The organism is Streptomyces sp. NPDC058086, assembly GCF_042885015.1.
In the GTDB taxonomy this organism is placed as follows: domain Bacteria; phylum Actinomycetota; class Actinomycetes; order Streptomycetales; family Streptomycetaceae; genus Streptomyces.
In genome coordinates, this window is sequence record NZ_JBHVST010000165.1 from 1 (window position 1) to 15,368 (window position 15,368).

The following is a 15,368-nucleotide window of genomic DNA, read 5'->3' on the forward strand; positions in this document are numbered from 1 at the left end:
CCATGTTTCCTTCGAGGAACAGGAAGTACGCCTGCGCCAACACAGCGCTCAAGGAACCGTCCCCTTCGAGGCCCCCCTCCAGTTCCGCGCGCCGGCCCCTGATCGTATTTGTCCACATGGATGGTGCCGCCGCGGTCCGATCCGACGCGGTCTTGGCGGATTCGGCGACTGCCTTTGGCGGTCTCCTTTGGTCGGGCAGTCTGGTGCTGGGTTGGGTTCCGTCCTGAATCAGTTGGGCGACCGTAGCGACGACGAAACAATGCGGGCGGTCTTCCGGGCATCGGGGCTCTCCTGACTCGACGCAGCGCTTCGCCCAAGGCAGACGCCGTCACCGGCTTCGCGACGGCCCCATGCAACGTCACGCTTCTTCGGCGTGCCGACGCTCGGTGTCCGGCTTCCGCAGTTGCTGCCGTACCTCGCCGTCGATGGCATGGGCCAGCCTCCGCTGGTGCTTCGCCGTCGAGTGCTGGTAGATCAGCTGGGCCCGCTCCGAGGACTGGCCGGCGCGGACCATCAGGTCCTTCAGCTTGGCGCCGGTGTCGGCGGCCAGGGTGTTGCCGGTGTGGCGGAGGTCGTAGAAGCGGAAGTTATCCGGCATGCCGACCGTCGTACCGCTATGTGCATCGCGACGACGATGGGACCGCGTCGGTGACCGTCACGATGGAACCGCCGGAGTCCGACCACTGGGCCCTGAGCTGGGGCGACCAGATGGATTGAGACGACTACTTGACACTGCTAAGTCGGACAGCCCGCCGTGGTAAAACCCTGGATCGTCCAGCTCCATGGCCAGCGCGTGTGAAGTCGATGTGGCAGCGGACGGCCTCCGCCGCTTGCCGGTCCGACAAACCGAGCAGGAACTGCAGTACACAGACAGTGGCCAGTTGGGCGGGCGAGCGGCCGGGGCGTCCGTCACGCGGGTACCAGCCCGCGAAGTCCTCGTCGTGCCACAGTCCGTCCAGCCGGTCTCTCACCCACATCGCCGTCGTATCGCCCGGATTGCTCGCCCGCGCGATCTGCGCGGTCAGAGACGGGATTTGCTCACCGGAACGGGGAGGGAGCGACAACTGACACCTCGACAACTGCGTCGGTCTTCGAAACAGCCCCGAGCATGCCCGCTGATCATGCTGGCGAACCGGGAGCTCCAAGATCCCCGACAAAGTCAAGCTCAGGTACAGGGCCAGTTCAGGCTGTCTGTCACCTCGCGCGCGATGCGACGCCACTGCTTTTCCCCGCCGGGCAGGGGCCAGGCCCAGGTCGGCTGTTCCGCGGTGTTCAGGTCGTGAAGGAGGCGGACGAGTTGTGGGCCGGCGGTGGCAGCGCCGTCCGGGACGGCAGGGCCGTGGATGGCGCGGAGTTCATCGAAGCGTGCCAGTTCGTCCTCGTAGAAGCCCACGGCTTCCTCGGTGTACGTGGCCAGGTCATCGCGCGGGACCGTGCGGTGCAGCTGCAGCAGCGGAGGCTCGACGGATTCGGCGACTGCCGCGGCGAACCGCGCGTGACCGTCCAGGATCAGATGGCAGTCCAGGCCACTGACCCACCACAACAGGACGGGTGGGAGTGTCCCATCACGGGCTTGCTTGCGGTACGCCTTGACCCGGCTGTCGTCGGCAACGGGCATCGGCCGCAGCGGCAGGACCTCCCACGAACGTCAGGCTGAGCCGGCCGCAGATCCGCCGCCTGCCCATGGGCGTAGCTGATCCCTGCAGATCTGGGTGGCTCCGCTGGCGGTCAGGAGGCCACTGCCCCGTGCGCGATGTGTGAAAGCCTGGCCGCGGGCGAAGGCGGGCACACACGACTGGACGGTGAGGACGCAATGCGAGGGGCCTATCACGAGGAACTGGACTCGATCAGTGACGGCCTGGTGGAAATGGCGAACCTGGTCGGCTCGGCCATCGGCCTGGCCACGACCGCTCTCCTGGACGGCGATCTGCGGCTTGCCGAGAGCGTGATCTCCGCCGACGAGAAGGTCGATGATCTCCAACGGGACCTGGAGAACCGGGCGATCGCGGTACTGGCGCGGCAGCAGCCGGTCGCCACGGATCTGCGGGTCGTGGTCACCTCGCTGCGCATGAGCGCGGACCTGGAACGCTGCGGAGTCCTGGCCCAGCATGTGGCCAAGCTGGCCCGGATGCGTTACCCCCAGCGGGCGGTGCCGCGCGATCTGCGCCGCACGATCCTGGAGATGGGCCAGCTCGCGCAGCGCCTGATGGCGCAGGCCGCTGAGGTGGTCATCACTCAGGACGTTGACGCGGCACTCCAGCTGGAGAAGGACGACGACCGCATGGACGAGCTGCACCGCATGCTCTTCCAGCACCTGATGGACGACCGGTGGCAGCACGGGGTGGAGACAGCCGTGGACGTTACGCTGGTCGGCCGCTACTACGAGCGTTTCGCCGACCACGCGGTATCGGTGGCCCAGCGCGTGGTCTACCTGGTCACCGGCGAGCACGCCGGCGAACTGACCACAGACGGGCCCGCATGACCTCCACCAGGCTCGGCGAGGATGTCCGTTTGCCGGGCCCTCCCCGATCGCGCCGCGCCTAGCAGTGCGCAGCCGACGCAGCAGCGGTTCGGCCCCGTTCGGCGGGCGTAGCGTTGGCAGGCCGAGCCCCGGCGGCCAGCATGGACACATGGTGGAACATACGACCGTCGTGCACGGCATCACCCGGAACAAAACGCACCCGGGAGGGTGGGCCGAGCACGAGCCGACCGGACGCGCAGTGGTGCGATGCACCTGCGGCCTCGACAGCGGCATCGTGGCGGAAACCCAGGCAATGCAGATCGCCGATGATCACCGCCGGACGGCTGCAGAAGCCCGCGTTCTCACCGCGTGACAACGCCGACGTACGGCAGCGGACGAGGACTCACACCCATGGACTGGCACGCCAGACTCTGCGGCGGATGTGGGCGGGGTCAAGCCGCCCGGGGCTGCTGTTCGTACTGTTGGCGTGCCGCATGGTGAGCGGTGTGCTGCCGGCCGCCGGGAATCAACCGCAGGCGGCGGTCGCCGGTATGGCGCGGATCTGGCGGCCTGCCGGTGAGACCGCCCGCGGCGCGGCCGCCCCCGTGGTCGGCCTCATGGTCGGGGGTCGCCTGCGAGTGTCTGCGGCTGCCTTCTGACGTGGCCCGCCGCATGGCGACATCGGCGACGACCATGAATGCCCCTGCGCTGCAGGGTCGGTCATTCGGCGTAGGCCTCGGACACCTTGAGCGTGTCCTCGTAGAGGTACATCTTGACGATCTTGTCGTCGGCCACCTGGAGGTGCATGGCGATGGGCATATCGAACGTCCGGCCGGTGCTCTTCGCGACCCGGGTGAACCGTCCCAGCATGACGGCATGGTCACCTTGGACGAGTAGCGCCTCGACATCGTCGATGTTCTTCTCGGGCACGATGTTCGCCCCCAGCGTCCTGAGGTAGTCGGCTACCTCGCTGCCCTTGGTGCGCGGCCTTCTCGACAACGTCTCGGGTAGTCATGATCAAGACACCTTTCATAGTGGCACCCTGGAAGCCATTCCAGAGTGCGCCGACACCCCGCGTGGCGCTTGCCCGCTAATGGGTGGGGGAAGTAGTGGAGCCTGCGATGGCGTCTGTGCCGATCCGGTGGGTCCGTGCACGCAGTCGGCAGCGGTACCTGCGGTCCGAGGCGGTCCAGGTCGGCGGGGATCATGCCGGGTGGGCCGAGGGTGACGTCCCCGAGTTCCTCGGTCACTGCCATGAAAAGCTCCACGTCCAGCTCGGTCTCGGGCGTGGCAAGGTGAACGGGAGTACCGGCTCGGGCGATCAGCTCGGCGAATCCGGCCGGGGATGTGATGTTGAGGGCGCGGGCTCCGTCGGTGCCGGACTTGATGGCGTGGGGCAGGTGCTTGGGGATGGTGTAGAAGTCACCGGAACGCAGAGTAAGGGTTTCCGGCCCTGCCCACACTGTCAGCGAACCCGACACCACCCAGAGCCGCTCCTCGTACTGCGTGTGCATGTGGAGCGGCGTTGCCGAGCCTGGGGCGAGGACGGAGTCGGTGACGTCATGCCGCCCTTCGGTTTCCGGTCCGGATGTGAGGATGGTGACGCGAAGCTCCTGGCCCAGGACGTACTGGCGGGCAGAACCGCCAGTCGCGGGGGTGAACAGACTCATGGTGCGTGGCTCCTGTGAGGGAAGGTGGACCCAGAGTCCGTATCGGTATGCCGGGCCCAAAAGATCAGGCGTTAAGAGCCCCTATATTGAAGATAGGGGCCATATATTGAAGTAGCACATTGATTGAAGGTGAAACTATGAGCGCCCCGGACCCCGGTGCGCGGCGCCCCTACCGAGCCGGTAGACGTGCCAAGGCGGCCGCGGAGACGCGGGCGACCATCCTTGACGCCGCCCTGCGTCTGTTCGTGGAGAACGGGTACGGACGCGTCACCGTCGGCGACATCGCGCGGGAGTCCGACACGGCCGTTCCCACGGTGTATGCGAGCACCGGAGGCAAGTCCTCGATCCTGGCCAGCCTCATCAGCGAGGGCATCGCGGACCCGATCGTCGATGAGACGCTCGCAGCCGTCGGCATGTCTTCCGATCCTCGGGAAGCGGTCGCTGTCGCCACGCACGGGGTGCGGATCGACAACGAGCGGCATTTCGACCTCGTCCGGGTGCTTGTCACGGCGGCCGCACTGGACGAGACCGCGAAGGAAACTCTCACCCGCGCCAATCGCAGCTACCGCGAGGCTCTCGGTGTTGTGGCCAGACGGCTGGAGGATCTGGATGCCCTGGGGCAGGGCATGTTCGTCGACCGCGCAGCCGACATCTTGTGGTTCTTCCTCGGCCACCACTCCTGGCGTCTGTACGTGACGGACTCCGGCTGGTCCTGGAACGACACAGAGAAGTGGCTGGCAGAGCAAGTGTCGGCCGCCCTACTCAGTGACCGGGTCGACTGATCAGGGCGGCAGAGCATAGCCAGACGCCCTCCCTGGTGCCACGGACCGGAAATTCCGGCCGGCCCCGCGAGGGGTACTGCGTCCACGTCGGTGTGAAGTGACAAGCCGCCGCACCGGTGGCAGCCGCCGTTGCCGGGGGCTTGTCGGGTCCGCTGTGGAGTGGGCCCGACCTCACCAAGCGCATAACGGACGAGATCACACCCGCCCGGCGAGGAACCTACTGGGATGTGAAGGGTAATCCGCCTAGATCACCCGCCCTCTCACAGGTCCAAGACCCGGCCTCCAGCATCCACGTGGACGTGCACGACGGAGTCGCCACGCTGACAGGGAGGGTCCACGACACGTCCCTGGTAGCCGTGGCCGCGCGTCTGGTGCGGGCCGTCGAGGGCGTGGTGGACGTGGAGTTCGACCTCACCCACGGCAAGAGGCCGCGTGAGGCACAGGGGCACTCGGTCAGGAGTTCGAGGGCACCTTGACAAGGTGACTCATTTTGGTCGGCGGATGATCAGTTGTCCGGGGTGACAGGTGCGGCATCGCCCGGGTGCGCGGGCAACGGCTGTTCGGTCCAGATGGTTTTGCCGCGGCCGGTGTGGCGGGTGCCCCAGCGTTGGGTGAGCTGTGCGATGAGCAGGAGTCCGCGTCCACCCTCGTCGGTAGTCCGCGGGTGGCGCAGGTGGGGGGCGGCGCTACTGGCGTCGGTGACCTCGCAGATCAGTGTGCGGTCCCGAATGAGTCGTAGTTGGATGGTGCCTGGGGCGTACCGGATGGCGTTGGTGACCAGCTCGCTGACGATCAACTCTGTTGTGAATGTGAGGTCGGAGAGTCCCCAGCTGGTGAGCTGGCGGTCGGCGAGGGTGCGGGCGGTGGCCACGATCGCGGGATCGCTGGGGAAGGTCCAGGAGGCGATCTGGTCGTCGCGCAGTACGGAGGTCCGGGCGAGCAGGAGGACAACGTTCTCCGCGGCTCGTCCGGACAACTGCGCGTAGATCACCGCGTCGCAGGCCTCCCGCGTGGATGCATCCTGCTGGGCCAGTATGTGTCCCAGGCGTGCGATGCGCGTGTCATCGTCCGGTGACCCGTGCACGAGTCCTTTGGTGTAGAGGGCGATCAGGGTCCCTTCGGACAGGTCTTCCTCCCAGGCCTCGAAAGGCAGCCCGTTGCCGCCCAGCGGCGGTCCGGCGGGCGCGCCGGCCGGCGCCACGTGCCCGTCGGGATGGGCGAGAAGTGGGGACGGATGCCCGGCACGAGCGACGACGAGTCGATGACTCACCGGGTCGTAGACCGCGTAGGCGCACGAGGCGGTGGTGGGCTGCACGTCCAGTGGGTCGTTGGCGGCAGCCGCACGGCTCTCCTCGGCGAGCCGGACCATCAGGTCGTCCAGGTGGGCCAGCACCTCGTCGGGGGCAAGGTCCAGAGCCGCCAGAGTGTGGGTCGCAGCGCGCAGCCGGCCCATGGTGGCCACGGCACGCATGCCGTGCCCGGCCACGTCCCCGACTGCCAGTGCGATCCGTGCGCCGGACAGTGGGATGACGTCGTACCAGGGGACGTCGTGCCACGGGCCGCCGATGCGTCCCGGCAGATAGCTGAACGCCACCTCGACGGCGTTCTGGTCGGGCAGCCGGAGCGGCAGCAGGCTGTTCTGCAGGACGAGGGCGGCGGTGCGCTCGCGTGTGTAGCGGCGGGCGTTGTCCAGGCCCAGGGCAGTGTGCGCGGCGAGTTCACCGACGGTGGTCAAGTCGTCTTCGTCGAAGGGCTCGGACGTTGCGGAGCGGTAGAAGCTTGCCACGCCGAGCACGACGTCGCGGGCGGCGAGTGGCACGACCATCATGGAGTGCACCCGCGCGGCTCGTATGCGGTCCGCTCGGACTGGATCGTGTGCCAGCCATGTGTCGTCGTCGTTGACCTTCCGGATCAGGCGGGGCCGCAGATCGGCCAGGCATTGGGTGAGCGGTGTCGGGAAGCCGTAGGACGCCTTCTCGCCGGTGGCGTAGGCGGGCTGAAGTCCGGAGGTCTCGGTCGAGTGGAACGCGGTGCGCCGGAACGTGACTTCGGAGGGCACCGGTCCGGGCTCGGGCGCCTCGCCCTGGTAGACGGAGTCGAGTACGTCCACACTGACGGCGTCGGCCACGCGGCCCACCACGGTCTCGGCCAGTTCCTCCGCGGTACGGGCGATGTCCAGGGTCGTGCCGATGTGCATGCTGGCGTCGTTGAGGAGCTCGATGCGCGCCCGGTGTCGGTAACGTTCCGTGACGTCTATGGCCAGACTTGCCACGCCCAGGGGTTCTCCGGCGCGATTGCGCAGCCGGAAGGCCGACATGGAGTACAGGCGTTCCCTGTGAGGATCGGCAGGCGGATACCCCGGCTGGACGAAGTCGATGACTGGCTCTCCGGTGCTCAGGACGTGCCGCAGCAAGTGCTCGACGGTGTCAGTCACCAGGGTGGGGGCGACCTCGCGCCCCGGTCTGCCGATGACATCCTCGGCGCGCACGTCGCGCATACCGGGCGAGGCAGTGTTGAACCGCACCAGGCGCAGGTCGGTGTCGAGGACGTGCAGTCCGATCGGCGACTCGGTCATCAGCGCGTCCAGCACCGCCCGGTCGAAGTCGCCCGGATCCGCACCGTGCGCGATGGCGAGGAACACCGCCCAGGACACAGGTCCCTCGGGACCGATGTGCGGGCACATCCACCACTCGGCGTCGACCGGTAGGCCGGACCGGTCCCGCAGGCGTACTCGAATCCCGCCGTTGACCAGCGGCGCCTGCGGAAGGCCTCCCTCCTCGTCCGGCTTCGGCCGGATCAGGAGCGACGACAGCGGTTGACCCACCATCTCCTCGGGCCGGTGACCGAGCAGCCTCTCGGCCTCCGCGTTCCACTCGGTGATCACGCCGCGGGCGTCCAAGAGGACCCTGGCATGCAAGGTCACCGGCGCGTCACCCGGTTTCTTGCCTGAAGTAGCCATCGAACAACCCTCTCGGCTCCCGGAGGACTGCTGCCCGTTCAGCAGGGCACCGCATCACCGCGGATCAGACCGGGTCGGTGCCACTCCTCCAGAGTGACAGGCGACCGCACCGCGCGACATCTCGACTCCGACACCAGGAACGGCTCCCTGTCCACCCCGGTGCCGGCCGATCCCCCCGCCGGAGGCACTGCTCTGGCCGTGGCCGCGATGTGCAGTGGTCGACTCATGGCCACCGGCCCTATCCACACGTGGGCACGACCTGTACGGCCTCGCCTGCAGTGTCACGTTCGGGCACCGGGGGCAGCGGTGGGCCGACCGAGTTGAGGCCAACCGTGCGATCGCCTACCGCATCCACCTGGATGTGGGCCGGGGCCGCGGTACCTGACCACCTCGCCGCCCGGCGCCTGGCCGACCAGACCGGCATCGCCATCATCGCCGTGGACCCCGCCTACATTTCCCGGTGGGGCGCCCAGCACTGGCAGAAGCCTCTTACCAGCAGCAACCGTAGGACGACTCGCCATGAGGCGGCAGCGGTGGCGATCGGAAGGCGCGTCCAGGGACGCCCGATCCGGCGACGGACGGCACCGCCCCCGCACGACCAGGGAGATCGTGCGGGGCATCGGACCGCCCAGGCCTGACCGGAGGCCTCTGGGCGTGAGGGAATCCGCCCCCGCATCACGGGTCCTGGCAACAGGACTCACTCCCGCACAGTCCTTAGGGACGGTCGTCATGACCGCGACACGAACCTTCACCGAGCAGAACCCGATCCGGGTGTTCCTGCTGGACGACCATGAGGTCGTACGACGCCTGGCCGACCCGCTGGACGCCGAACCGGACATCACCGCCTCTCACCTGGACCAGGATGAGGCCGGGCACCGCTCCGCGCATCGATCGCATCAGGGAACCCCACCAGACAACCCTGGTTCAGGCGGCGGTGAGAAGGTTCTTCACCTCGACGACGTCGGCGATGTTCTCCACCTCCGCCACCAACCGATCCGTACTGACCGGAGGCATCCGCCCTGTCAGCTCGACGATGCCGTCGTGCACGGCCACCTCAACGGACTCCCGGTCGCCCGGCGGGCAGCAAGCCTCGATCCTGGCCTCGACCTCCGCCTGTATCCCTGCGTCGTCCCTGATGAGGGCCTGCAGCAGCGCGTTGCGGCGTACGACGCCGACCAGGTGGCCCTCGCGGTCGGTGACCGGGATCCGCTTCAGCCGGGACAGCGCGGCAAGCCAGGCGGCCTCGGCGACGGTCGCTCCCGGCAGCACCGTGATCGCCGGGCTCGTCATCAGGTCGGCCGCCGTCTCACCGCGGGCCTTGCTCTGCAATCGCCGCTCACGCAGTCTGCCGATGTGTCCGGGCCGGTGACCGGAGGCCTCGAAGGCGACCTTCGCAAGCAGATCGTTCTCCGAGACAACGCCGACCACGTGGTCCTCGGTATCCACAACGGGGACGGCGCCGACCTGCTCACGCGCCAGGAGACGGGCGATGTCGCGGTACGGCAGGTCGTCGCGCAGGGAGGCGGCGGGTACGTCCATCACGTCGCGCACCAAAGGGATCTCGACTTTGGGCGGCGAGGACGGTTGCGGGGGCGACGCGGCCGACGGCACGGGGCGGCCGGTGGCGCCTGCCGGGGCCTGCTCTTCGGTGCGTGCATATGCAGCCGCAGCCGTGGCCACGGCACCCAGGTAGCGAATCAGCATGTCCTGTCGTTGCGCCTCGCCGGGGCTCCAAGGGCGGGAGGGCCGGTCCCGCCGAGCCTCGGCCTCCGCGGAGAAGTTCTCGTGCCTGTTCACGGCGGCCTCCGGACTCCGTCGAATTGCCTGCACTTCCAGTCTTTCGCTCCGGCCGCCCTTGCCAAGAGCCGAACGGCCCTGGTGGAACGGCGTGACGGCCCTATCCGGTGCGGGGCGGAACGAGAACGTGAGACTGAAGGAGCAGCCGACCGGCAGGACGTCGCCGATGCGTCTGCGGGACTTCCTGGAGCGCTTCCGTCCGGCGGAAACACCGGGAGCGTCCGCCACCGGCGTGCCCGCCGACCGTACGGCGGAACGTATCGCGGAGCCGGAGCCCGCTCTCGCACAGCTGACGGATGTGCGGCAGTGGTCGCCGGGTGCGCGCCAAGGCCCTCGTCGGCCGGTACCCGGGCGCCGGAGGAGCGCGGAAGGTCGCGGCCGGTGACAGGCTCGACCACGCCTTGCGGTGCCTGGCAGCGACCCCGTACGCGAGATATGCGCGGACAGTGGGCGGCCTCGCCACGCTGCTTTGGCATCTGCGGGCGGTGGTCGGGCCGGCTGCCCCGGGGCGGTGCCCGCCTGCTCGTTCCGCCGGCCGCCGGATTCGAGATCGCCAACATTGCCTCCCGGCTGCCCGCACTGGACGGTCGTCGCGCGGAGAGCCCGCAGCCGTACCGGCTCGGGGCGCTGGAGACTGCCTGGCGGAGCCCGCGGCGCACCGCCGTCGCTGTACCTCCCGCGCGCCGCGCAGTTGATGGCCGCGTCGGCCGGGTGGTGCCCGGCCGACCGACGGGGCGTTCCGGCCGGCCGCGGCTTCGTGGTCGAGTTCGGAAATCCTTCGGGGGTTGATCAAGTTGCAGTTCGGGCAGAGGATTCTTCCTGGTGATCGATGGTGTCCCGGTCGAGCCTGGCCAGCAGATCGTCCAGGTCTGAGGTGGTGAACTTCCACTGGAACGGCTGTGCTGTGGCGTTGTAGCGGTCCTCGAATGCTCGGAGCCGGTCTCCGACTTCGGTGAGGTCGGTGAAGTCGTTGGGCGAGACGACCTTGCGTTGGACGACCGAGAAGTAGACCTTCACCTGGTTCACCCAGGAGGCGTGGATCGGGGTGTGGACCATGACCGCGTTCGGGAACGCTGCGGCCAGCCGGTCTGCGGCTTTCTGGCCTCGGTGGGAGGAGCCGTTGTCGACGATCCAGAACACGCGCTCGGCGCTGGCGTACGGTTCCTGGCTCATGACCTGGGTGACCAGGTTCATGAACGGGTTGATGCCTGTGCGTTGTTCGCAGCGGCCGAATACCTTCGCTTGGTGGACGTCGTAGGCGGCGAGGTAGGCCAGGTAACCGCCGCGGCCGTAGGTGTGGTTGACGCGCGTGGCGCGGGCCTGGCCGGGGGGGCAGGGTGGGGTGGCAGCGGCAGCGGGCCTGGATGGAGGTCTTCTCGTCGGAGCTGATGACGTATTCGTCCTCGCCGAGTGGGTGGCCTTGCGAGGTGCGGGCGTACAGGTCCAGGACTCGTTCGGCCTTGGCGCGGAAATCGGGGTCGGTGATGAAGATCCAGGAGCGGTACTGCCAGGGCTTGAGCGCATCCTCGGCCAGCCAGCGGCGCACGGTGGAGGCCGACATGAACGTGGCGATGCCCGAGTTCATGGCCTCGCGGGCAAGTTCCGCGTACGACCAGCGGGATAAAGGCACGCCGGTCTCAGGTAGTTGGCAGGCCAGAGCCTTGACCTGGACGGTCTGCACTGCGGTGAAAGCCCGCGGTCGGCCAGGGCGCTTACGGTCGGCCAGACCGGGCAAGCCCTGCTCGGCGAACCGGCCCCGCCAAGTGCGCACGGTGTCCAGGTGCAGCCCCGTTTCCCGGGCAATGCTCGCGTTGGAGCGGCCCCTGGCCGCGTGCAGCACGACCTGCGCGCGCATGCGCATCCGGTACTCGGTCTTGTGACCGTGGGCCATCTTCTTCAGCTGCGCACGCTCGGTGGAGGCCAGAAATATCGGGCAGGCCGGAGCAACGGGCATGGGACAAGCGCCGATCGGGAGAAGTGGATCACGACAGGCCATAGCCTGCCGTGTCCGGTCCCCGGACCGTCGGGCAGGATGGCTGCCGTGTCCACACCTCCTGAGTCCACCCGACTCTCGCTCGAGCAGCGCCTTGGCGAGCACGCCCGCACTGCTGGGCCGCAGCTGAGGCGGCTGCACGTCCGCGACCGCGGGGCCTTCACCTACGTGGAGGCGGAACTGGCCGACGGCGAGGAGGTCAAGCTGATGCGCCTGCGCTACGGCGTGACCATCAGCAAGTGCTTCGCCCCCTACTACGCCTGAAGCGACCACTACGAAGACTCCCCTCCTGCCAACGACATCCTCGCCGGCGGCCCCGAAGGCGCCCTCGACTGAAGATTCCCCGTGATCTCGGAGACGGTTCTGTCACGCGGCGAGGGAATCAGTGGCCTTCACACACCTCGTCGGCGTCCGGTTCGCCGCACCCTCAGATGCGGGCGAAGACGTTGACCACCACTCCGATGTAGAGAATGACGAGGATGGTCCAGAAGGTGTAGACGATGCCGGGATACCGGATGTAAAGAGGTATCCGGATAGTCGGGTAACGCTTGCGAAGTTCACGTGGGGTCGGCGTACCTCCGAACTGCTGCTGAAGAGCTGCCTTACGCCACACCTTGTCGAGTTCGTCCTCACGCCACTGGCGGGGATTGAGCATGACAGCGGCGCGGTCGTCACCCACGACGAGCACCGCGCCGGCGATGCCGCTGGAGTTGATACGGGTCCGGGCCACGAAGCCGGGCCCTTCGATGACGGTCAGCCGGCGCACCCAGTTGCGCACCAGGACGGCGCCGTCCACGAGTGCCACATACGTGTTCACGGTGTGCAGGACCGCATAGGCCACATACCACAGGAAGGGGAGCGCGATGAGGGCGATGGCCGCGGGTGCCGCCAACGGCCCGAGCCCCTCACTGGTGCCGCGCCCGCCCGCGAGCATGCGCGCCATGCTGATACCCGGCACGATGACCGCCGGCACGATTGCCAGTGCCACGCGCCCGAACCGGCTCTTGTCTGGGGACACGAAAAGCTCTGTACGGCGGTCACTCACAGCTGCTCTCCGGTCTCTCCACACGCAGCGACAAAACGAAGGTCGTCACAGACATCATCCGCCCCCAACTCCGTTCCACTCCTGGTCACTTCTGCGCTCCTTCAGTGGATCCCGGTGCCCCTGGCAGGCACAACTGCCTTGGCTGCAGATCGGATTCAGACCGCAGAGGGCCGAGCTTCTGCTGGACACGCTTCGCGGGCAATCGTTCCGCGGCTGACTACCGTGCCCTGTCAGTCGTGGGCGCTCTTGCGGTTCGTGCCCGGCCTGCCGGTCTCCGGTACCAGTAACGCACTCAACGTGGTGCCCTTCATCCAGGACTCAAGCCGGTCGACGTCGATCAGCGTCAAGCGACGGCGAGCGGCGATCCTGTACTCGCGCTTGTCGAGCGGCCCGAGGACGACGAAGATGGTCACCTCAGCACCAAGCCCTGCGCGAGCGGCGTCGTCGAACCTTCGGAGGCGGTGGGCGTGTACAGAGCTGTCCTCGCACTCTCGTTGCCACTTCACGGCAGCCTTCCGGCCGTCCGGCAGATAGCCGGTCATCTGGCCGCCCGTGTGGTCGCCCCTGACCCGCTGCACGTCGGTGCAGCCGTCACGGCGGCACAAAGCAGCGATGTATTCCTCGAACTCGGGGGCGCCCATGTCGAACACCGGCTCCGGTAGGCGCTCGTACCGCTGGGACCGCTTGAACTTCGCCTGCAAACGAGCCGTGAGGTGAGGGTCCTCTTCGCCTTCACCGGAAGCGAGGTAGCGGAACACGGCCACGATCAAGCCAAAGGCCAACGCCAGCCCCAGTAACGTTCCCATGCACGATCCTCCCCCTCGGCTTGTCACCCCGTGGTTCCCGCATCCCGCGATGTGGCTTCCCCACGCGGATCAGGTACCGGGCCCTAGGGCCAGCACTTTGAGTGTCCTCAAGATCTTGGAATCGCGTCCGGCTTACACCAGTTCGTACAGATTGGCATTCACTGGTAATCCGGGGCGAGTCGGGCAGTCGGAGCAAGATCTTCGGCGGTCTCCTGGTTCCTAGGCGGAGACAGGGAAGTCCTTGCGCTTGATCTTGGCGCGGCGACCGTCCGGGTGGTGGAAGACGATGCCCTCGGCCAGGGCGCCGGGGACGAAGCGGCTCTCCAGTTCGGCGAGGAAGCTGCGGAGGCCGACGTAGTCGCGCGGCACACCCTGGTAGACCGGCACCTCCAGGTTGAACGGCACGCACCGATGGCCGTCCAGCCGCAGGGGGTTGCCCTGGATGCGGGGGCCGAGCGCTTCGCAGGAGTGCTCGCCGTCCGGCCACGAGGTGACGTCAGTATTGCGGGCGGCGGCGAGAACCCACTTGTCCTCCGCGGCACTCTCGGCGGTGTCGACGTACCAGCCGTCCTTGATCCCCTGTTCCTTCTGCAGCTTGCTCGGGTTGCGCCGCTTCTCCACCCGTACCAGCTGGCCCGCCCGGACGGTGAGCCGGACGTTGGTTCCGTCGAGCTTCTCTGTCGGGGCCCCCTCGCCATCGAACACCCATGCACACTCCACCCGCGGCCGGTCGACGACCCGAAAGTCGCTGTCCCGCTCGAACAGCGTGGGGATCTTCTCCATGACCTGCATGCCCTTTCTGACGTGGCCGATCAGTTCCTCGTGAGTGATGGCACCAGACGCCAGGCCGCCCGCCAGCGCGCGGACCAGGTCCGCGACCGAAACTTCAGCCTCGACGGCAACCCGCTTCAACGCCTTCTTCTCCGCGGGCGAGATCCAGGCGACCAGCCGGGACCAGCCTTCGGGCGGTGTCCATCGCGCGAGCTGCTCCGGATTCTTCCGGGGCCGACCGCGTCCTTTGCGCTCCTCCATGGGCAGGACCCTAGGTGGGAATTTAATAGTGTGTCAATTGGCATAACAGAAAATGACAGTTCGGACCTTCGGGCGTTGTGGCCTGCCGGACTGGCCAGAACGACGCGACAACCACCGCGGGGCCTTCGCCTACGTGGAGGCGGAACTGGCCGACGGCGAGGAGGTCCAGCTGATGCGCCTGCGCTGCGGCGGGACCACCAGCAAGTGGAGCTTCGCCCCCTACTGCGACAGAAACAACCGCTACGAAGACCTGCCCAACGGCATCCTCGCCGGCGCCCCCGAAGCCCTTGACTGCGCCTGCCAACTCCACCTCGCCGCCCACGGCATCTGACCAGGCGACACCCACAACACCGACTCCGCAGTCAACCCCCGAAGGACTTCCAAACTTGACCACTTAGCCACAGCCTCGCCACCGCGCTGCGGGCCAGGCCTCTATCGAGGTCCAGTGGGACACGCTGATGGGTGTGCGCCATCCCGCAGCCGTGGTCTGGACCGGCCCCGTCCGCTCACCCGCGGAACGACACCTTCCAATACGGCGCTCGCGCACGCCGAGACGGGCTACCGTGCCGCGGTCCGCGCCGCAGCGGAACACGCCGCCCGCAAGGCAGCCGCCGAACTGCTCGCCGCCGAGGCCGCATGGACCCGGCAGCGGGTCCGTGCCCTGCGCCGCCACTGGATATCCCGGCTGTGACGTGAACTGGCGGCAGTGACTCCTCCCCGTCCTGAAGGACTCCGTTGGGAAATCCGTAAACCGGGTGTGGGCGGGCCTCTATGCGGCCAGGTCAAGTCGGGCCAGATGCGAGGTCCTGGTCTGGCCGAGTGA

At 67.8% G+C, this 15,368-nt stretch carries 16 protein-coding genes and 5 pseudogenes; 9 read left to right on the forward strand and 12 right to left on the reverse strand.

Annotation, left to right across the window (positions count from 1 at the left end):
• Window positions 1-358: 358 nt before the first annotated feature.
• The 3 genes and pseudogenes from ACFVWD_RS53895 to ACFVWD_RS53905 form a co-directional block, all read right to left on the reverse strand.
• Window positions 359-610, reverse strand: a pseudogene (locus ACFVWD_RS53895) (site-specific integrase); the annotation flags it as partial.
• Between the two features lie 112 nt (window positions 611-722).
• Window positions 723-977 carry a transposase gene (locus ACFVWD_RS53900; protein ID WP_389606140.1) on the reverse strand — a complete coding sequence of 85 codons (255 nt, stop codon included), beginning with the start codon at window positions 975-977 and terminating at the stop codon, window positions 723-725.
• A 188-nt stretch (window positions 978-1,165) separates the two neighbouring features.
• Window positions 1,166-1,618 (reverse strand): hypothetical protein, encoded by a 453-nt coding sequence (locus ACFVWD_RS53905; protein ID WP_389606142.1) that lies wholly within the window; start codon window positions 1,616-1,618, stop codon window positions 1,166-1,168.
• A gap of 195 nt (window positions 1,619-1,813) precedes the next feature.
• On the opposite strand from ACFVWD_RS53905, the gene phoU reads away from it, so the two are divergent.
• Together phoU and ACFVWD_RS53915 are read left to right on the forward strand one after the other, a co-directional pair.
• On the forward strand, window positions 1,814-2,482 hold the full coding sequence (gene phoU / locus ACFVWD_RS53910; protein ID WP_389606144.1) for a phosphate signaling complex protein PhoU: 669 nt from the start codon (window positions 1,814-1,816) through the stop codon (window positions 2,480-2,482).
• 169 nt (window positions 2,483-2,651) lie between these two features.
• Window positions 2,652-2,834, forward strand: a complete 183-nt coding sequence (locus ACFVWD_RS53915) for a hypothetical protein (RefSeq protein ID WP_389606146.1) — start codon at window positions 2,652-2,654, stop codon at window positions 2,832-2,834.
• Between the two features lie 347 nt (window positions 2,835-3,181).
• Here the strand turns inward: ACFVWD_RS53915 and ACFVWD_RS53920 are convergent, their stop codons facing one another.
• Window positions 3,182-3,460: a nuclear transport factor 2 family protein gene (locus tag ACFVWD_RS53920; protein WP_389606168.1), complete on the reverse strand. Its 279-nt coding sequence runs from the start codon at window positions 3,458-3,460 to the stop codon at window positions 3,182-3,184.
• Window positions 3,424-4,131 carry a cupin domain-containing protein gene (locus ACFVWD_RS53925; RefSeq protein ID WP_389606147.1) on the reverse strand — a complete coding sequence of 236 codons (708 nt, stop codon included), beginning with the start codon at window positions 4,129-4,131 and terminating at the stop codon, window positions 3,424-3,426. The genes ACFVWD_RS53920 and ACFVWD_RS53925 overlap by 37 nt, the downstream gene beginning before the upstream one ends.
• 137 nt (window positions 4,132-4,268) lie before the next feature.
• On the opposite strand from ACFVWD_RS53925, the gene ACFVWD_RS53930 reads away from it, so the two are divergent.
• Window positions 4,269-4,913, forward strand: coding sequence for a TetR/AcrR family transcriptional regulator (locus tag ACFVWD_RS53930; protein WP_389606148.1), 645 nt, complete (start codon window positions 4,269-4,271; stop codon window positions 4,911-4,913).
• A gap of 275 nt (window positions 4,914-5,188) precedes the next feature.
• Window positions 5,189-5,389, forward strand: a pseudogene (locus ACFVWD_RS53935) (BON domain-containing protein); the annotation flags it as partial.
• A gap of 29 nt (window positions 5,390-5,418) precedes the next feature.
• On the opposite strand, the gene ACFVWD_RS53940 reads toward ACFVWD_RS53935, so the two are convergent.
• Entirely contained in the window at window positions 5,419-7,872 is a 2,454-nt protein-coding gene (locus tag ACFVWD_RS53940) for a SpoIIE family protein phosphatase (protein ID WP_389606150.1), read from the reverse strand.
• Window positions 7,873-8,110: 238 nt separating this feature from the next.
• Here ACFVWD_RS53940 and ACFVWD_RS53945 point away from each other — a divergent pair.
• Window positions 8,111-8,666, forward strand: a pseudogene (locus ACFVWD_RS53945) (hypothetical protein); the annotation flags it as partial.
• Window positions 8,644-8,715: pseudogene (locus ACFVWD_RS53950) on the forward strand (DNA-binding response regulator); the annotation flags it as partial. The pseudogenes ACFVWD_RS53945 and ACFVWD_RS53950, both read left to right, overlap by 23 nt.
• An 81-nt stretch (window positions 8,716-8,796) precedes the next feature.
• Here ACFVWD_RS53950 and ACFVWD_RS53955 read toward each other — a convergent pair.
• The 3 genes and pseudogenes from ACFVWD_RS53955 to ACFVWD_RS53965 all read right to left on the reverse strand — a co-directional run.
• On the reverse strand, window positions 8,797-9,669 hold the full coding sequence (locus tag ACFVWD_RS53955) for a CBS domain-containing protein (RefSeq protein WP_389606152.1): 873 nt from the start codon (window positions 9,667-9,669) through the stop codon (window positions 8,797-8,799).
• A 789-nt stretch (window positions 9,670-10,458) separates the two neighbouring features.
• The gene (locus tag ACFVWD_RS53960) at window positions 10,459-11,193 is read right to left on the reverse strand and encodes a transposase (RefSeq protein ID WP_389606154.1); all 735 of its coding nucleotides are present in this window, start codon (window positions 11,191-11,193) and stop codon (window positions 10,459-10,461) included.
• 67 nt (window positions 11,194-11,260) lie between these two features.
• Window positions 11,261-11,665: pseudogene (locus ACFVWD_RS53965) on the reverse strand (helix-turn-helix domain-containing protein); the annotation flags it as partial.
• A gap of 45 nt (window positions 11,666-11,710) precedes the next feature.
• Here ACFVWD_RS53965 and ACFVWD_RS53970 point away from each other — a divergent pair.
• Window positions 11,711-11,926, forward strand: coding sequence for a hypothetical protein (locus ACFVWD_RS53970; RefSeq protein WP_389606156.1), 216 nt, complete (start codon window positions 11,711-11,713; stop codon window positions 11,924-11,926).
• Between the two features lie 163 nt (window positions 11,927-12,089).
• Here the strand turns inward: ACFVWD_RS53970 and ACFVWD_RS53975 are convergent, their stop codons facing one another.
• From ACFVWD_RS53975 to ACFVWD_RS53985, 3 genes are all read right to left on the reverse strand, one after another.
• Complete coding sequence (locus ACFVWD_RS53975) at window positions 12,090-12,680, reverse strand: hypothetical protein (RefSeq protein ID WP_389606158.1); 591 nt, start codon at window positions 12,678-12,680, stop codon at window positions 12,090-12,092.
• Window positions 12,681-12,937: 257 nt separating this feature from the next.
• The gene (locus ACFVWD_RS53980) at window positions 12,938-13,513 is read right to left on the reverse strand and encodes a restriction endonuclease (protein ID WP_389606160.1); all 576 of its coding nucleotides are present in this window, start codon (window positions 13,511-13,513) and stop codon (window positions 12,938-12,940) included.
• Between the two features lie 219 nt (window positions 13,514-13,732).
• Window positions 13,733-14,545 carry a hypothetical protein gene (locus ACFVWD_RS53985; protein WP_389606162.1) on the reverse strand — a complete coding sequence of 271 codons (813 nt, stop codon included), beginning with the start codon at window positions 14,543-14,545 and terminating at the stop codon, window positions 13,733-13,735.
• A gap of 52 nt (window positions 14,546-14,597) precedes the next feature.
• Here ACFVWD_RS53985 and ACFVWD_RS53990 point away from each other — a divergent pair, with 52 nt between their 5' ends.
• Both ACFVWD_RS53990 and ACFVWD_RS53995 read left to right on the forward strand, forming a co-directional pair.
• Complete coding sequence (locus ACFVWD_RS53990) at window positions 14,598-14,876, forward strand: hypothetical protein (protein WP_389606164.1); 279 nt, start codon at window positions 14,598-14,600, stop codon at window positions 14,874-14,876.
• A 114-nt stretch (window positions 14,877-14,990) separates the two neighbouring features.
• Window positions 14,991-15,236 (forward strand): hypothetical protein, encoded by a 246-nt coding sequence (locus ACFVWD_RS53995; protein WP_389606166.1) that lies wholly within the window; start codon window positions 14,991-14,993, stop codon window positions 15,234-15,236.
• Window positions 15,237-15,368: the final 132 nt, after the last annotated feature.

Excerpts from the sequence above, each read along its gene's own strand:
- ACFVWD_RS53900 (WP_389606140.1), bottom strand. The coding sequence starts at position 977 with ATGTGGGTGAGAGACCGGCTGGACGGACTGTGGCACGACGAGGACTTC.
- ACFVWD_RS53905 (WP_389606142.1), bottom strand. The coding sequence starts at position 1,618 with ATGCCCGTTGCCGACGACAGCCGGGTCAAGGCGTACCGCAAGCAAGCC.
- phoU (WP_389606144.1), top strand. The coding sequence starts at position 1,814 with ATGCGAGGGGCCTATCACGAGGAACTGGACTCGATCAGTGACGGCCTG.
- ACFVWD_RS53925 (WP_389606147.1), bottom strand. The coding sequence starts at position 4,131 with ATGAGTCTGTTCACCCCCGCGACTGGCGGTTCTGCCCGCCAGTACGTC.
- ACFVWD_RS53930 (WP_389606148.1), top strand. The coding sequence starts at position 4,269 with ATGAGCGCCCCGGACCCCGGTGCGCGGCGCCCCTACCGAGCCGGTAGA.
- ACFVWD_RS53940 (WP_389606150.1), bottom strand. The coding sequence starts at position 7,872 with ATGGCTACTTCAGGCAAGAAACCGGGTGACGCGCCGGTGACCTTGCAT.
- ACFVWD_RS53960 (WP_389606154.1), bottom strand. The coding sequence starts at position 11,193 with ATGCGCTCAAGCCCTGGCAGTACCGCTCCTGGATCTTCATCACCGACC.
- ACFVWD_RS53980 (WP_389606160.1), bottom strand. The coding sequence starts at position 13,513 with ATGGGAACGTTACTGGGGCTGGCGTTGGCCTTTGGCTTGATCGTGGCC.
- ACFVWD_RS53985 (WP_389606162.1), bottom strand. The coding sequence starts at position 14,545 with ATGGAGGAGCGCAAAGGACGCGGTCGGCCCCGGAAGAATCCGGAGCAG.
- ACFVWD_RS53990 (WP_389606164.1), top strand. The coding sequence starts at position 14,598 with ATGACAGTTCGGACCTTCGGGCGTTGTGGCCTGCCGGACTGGCCAGAA.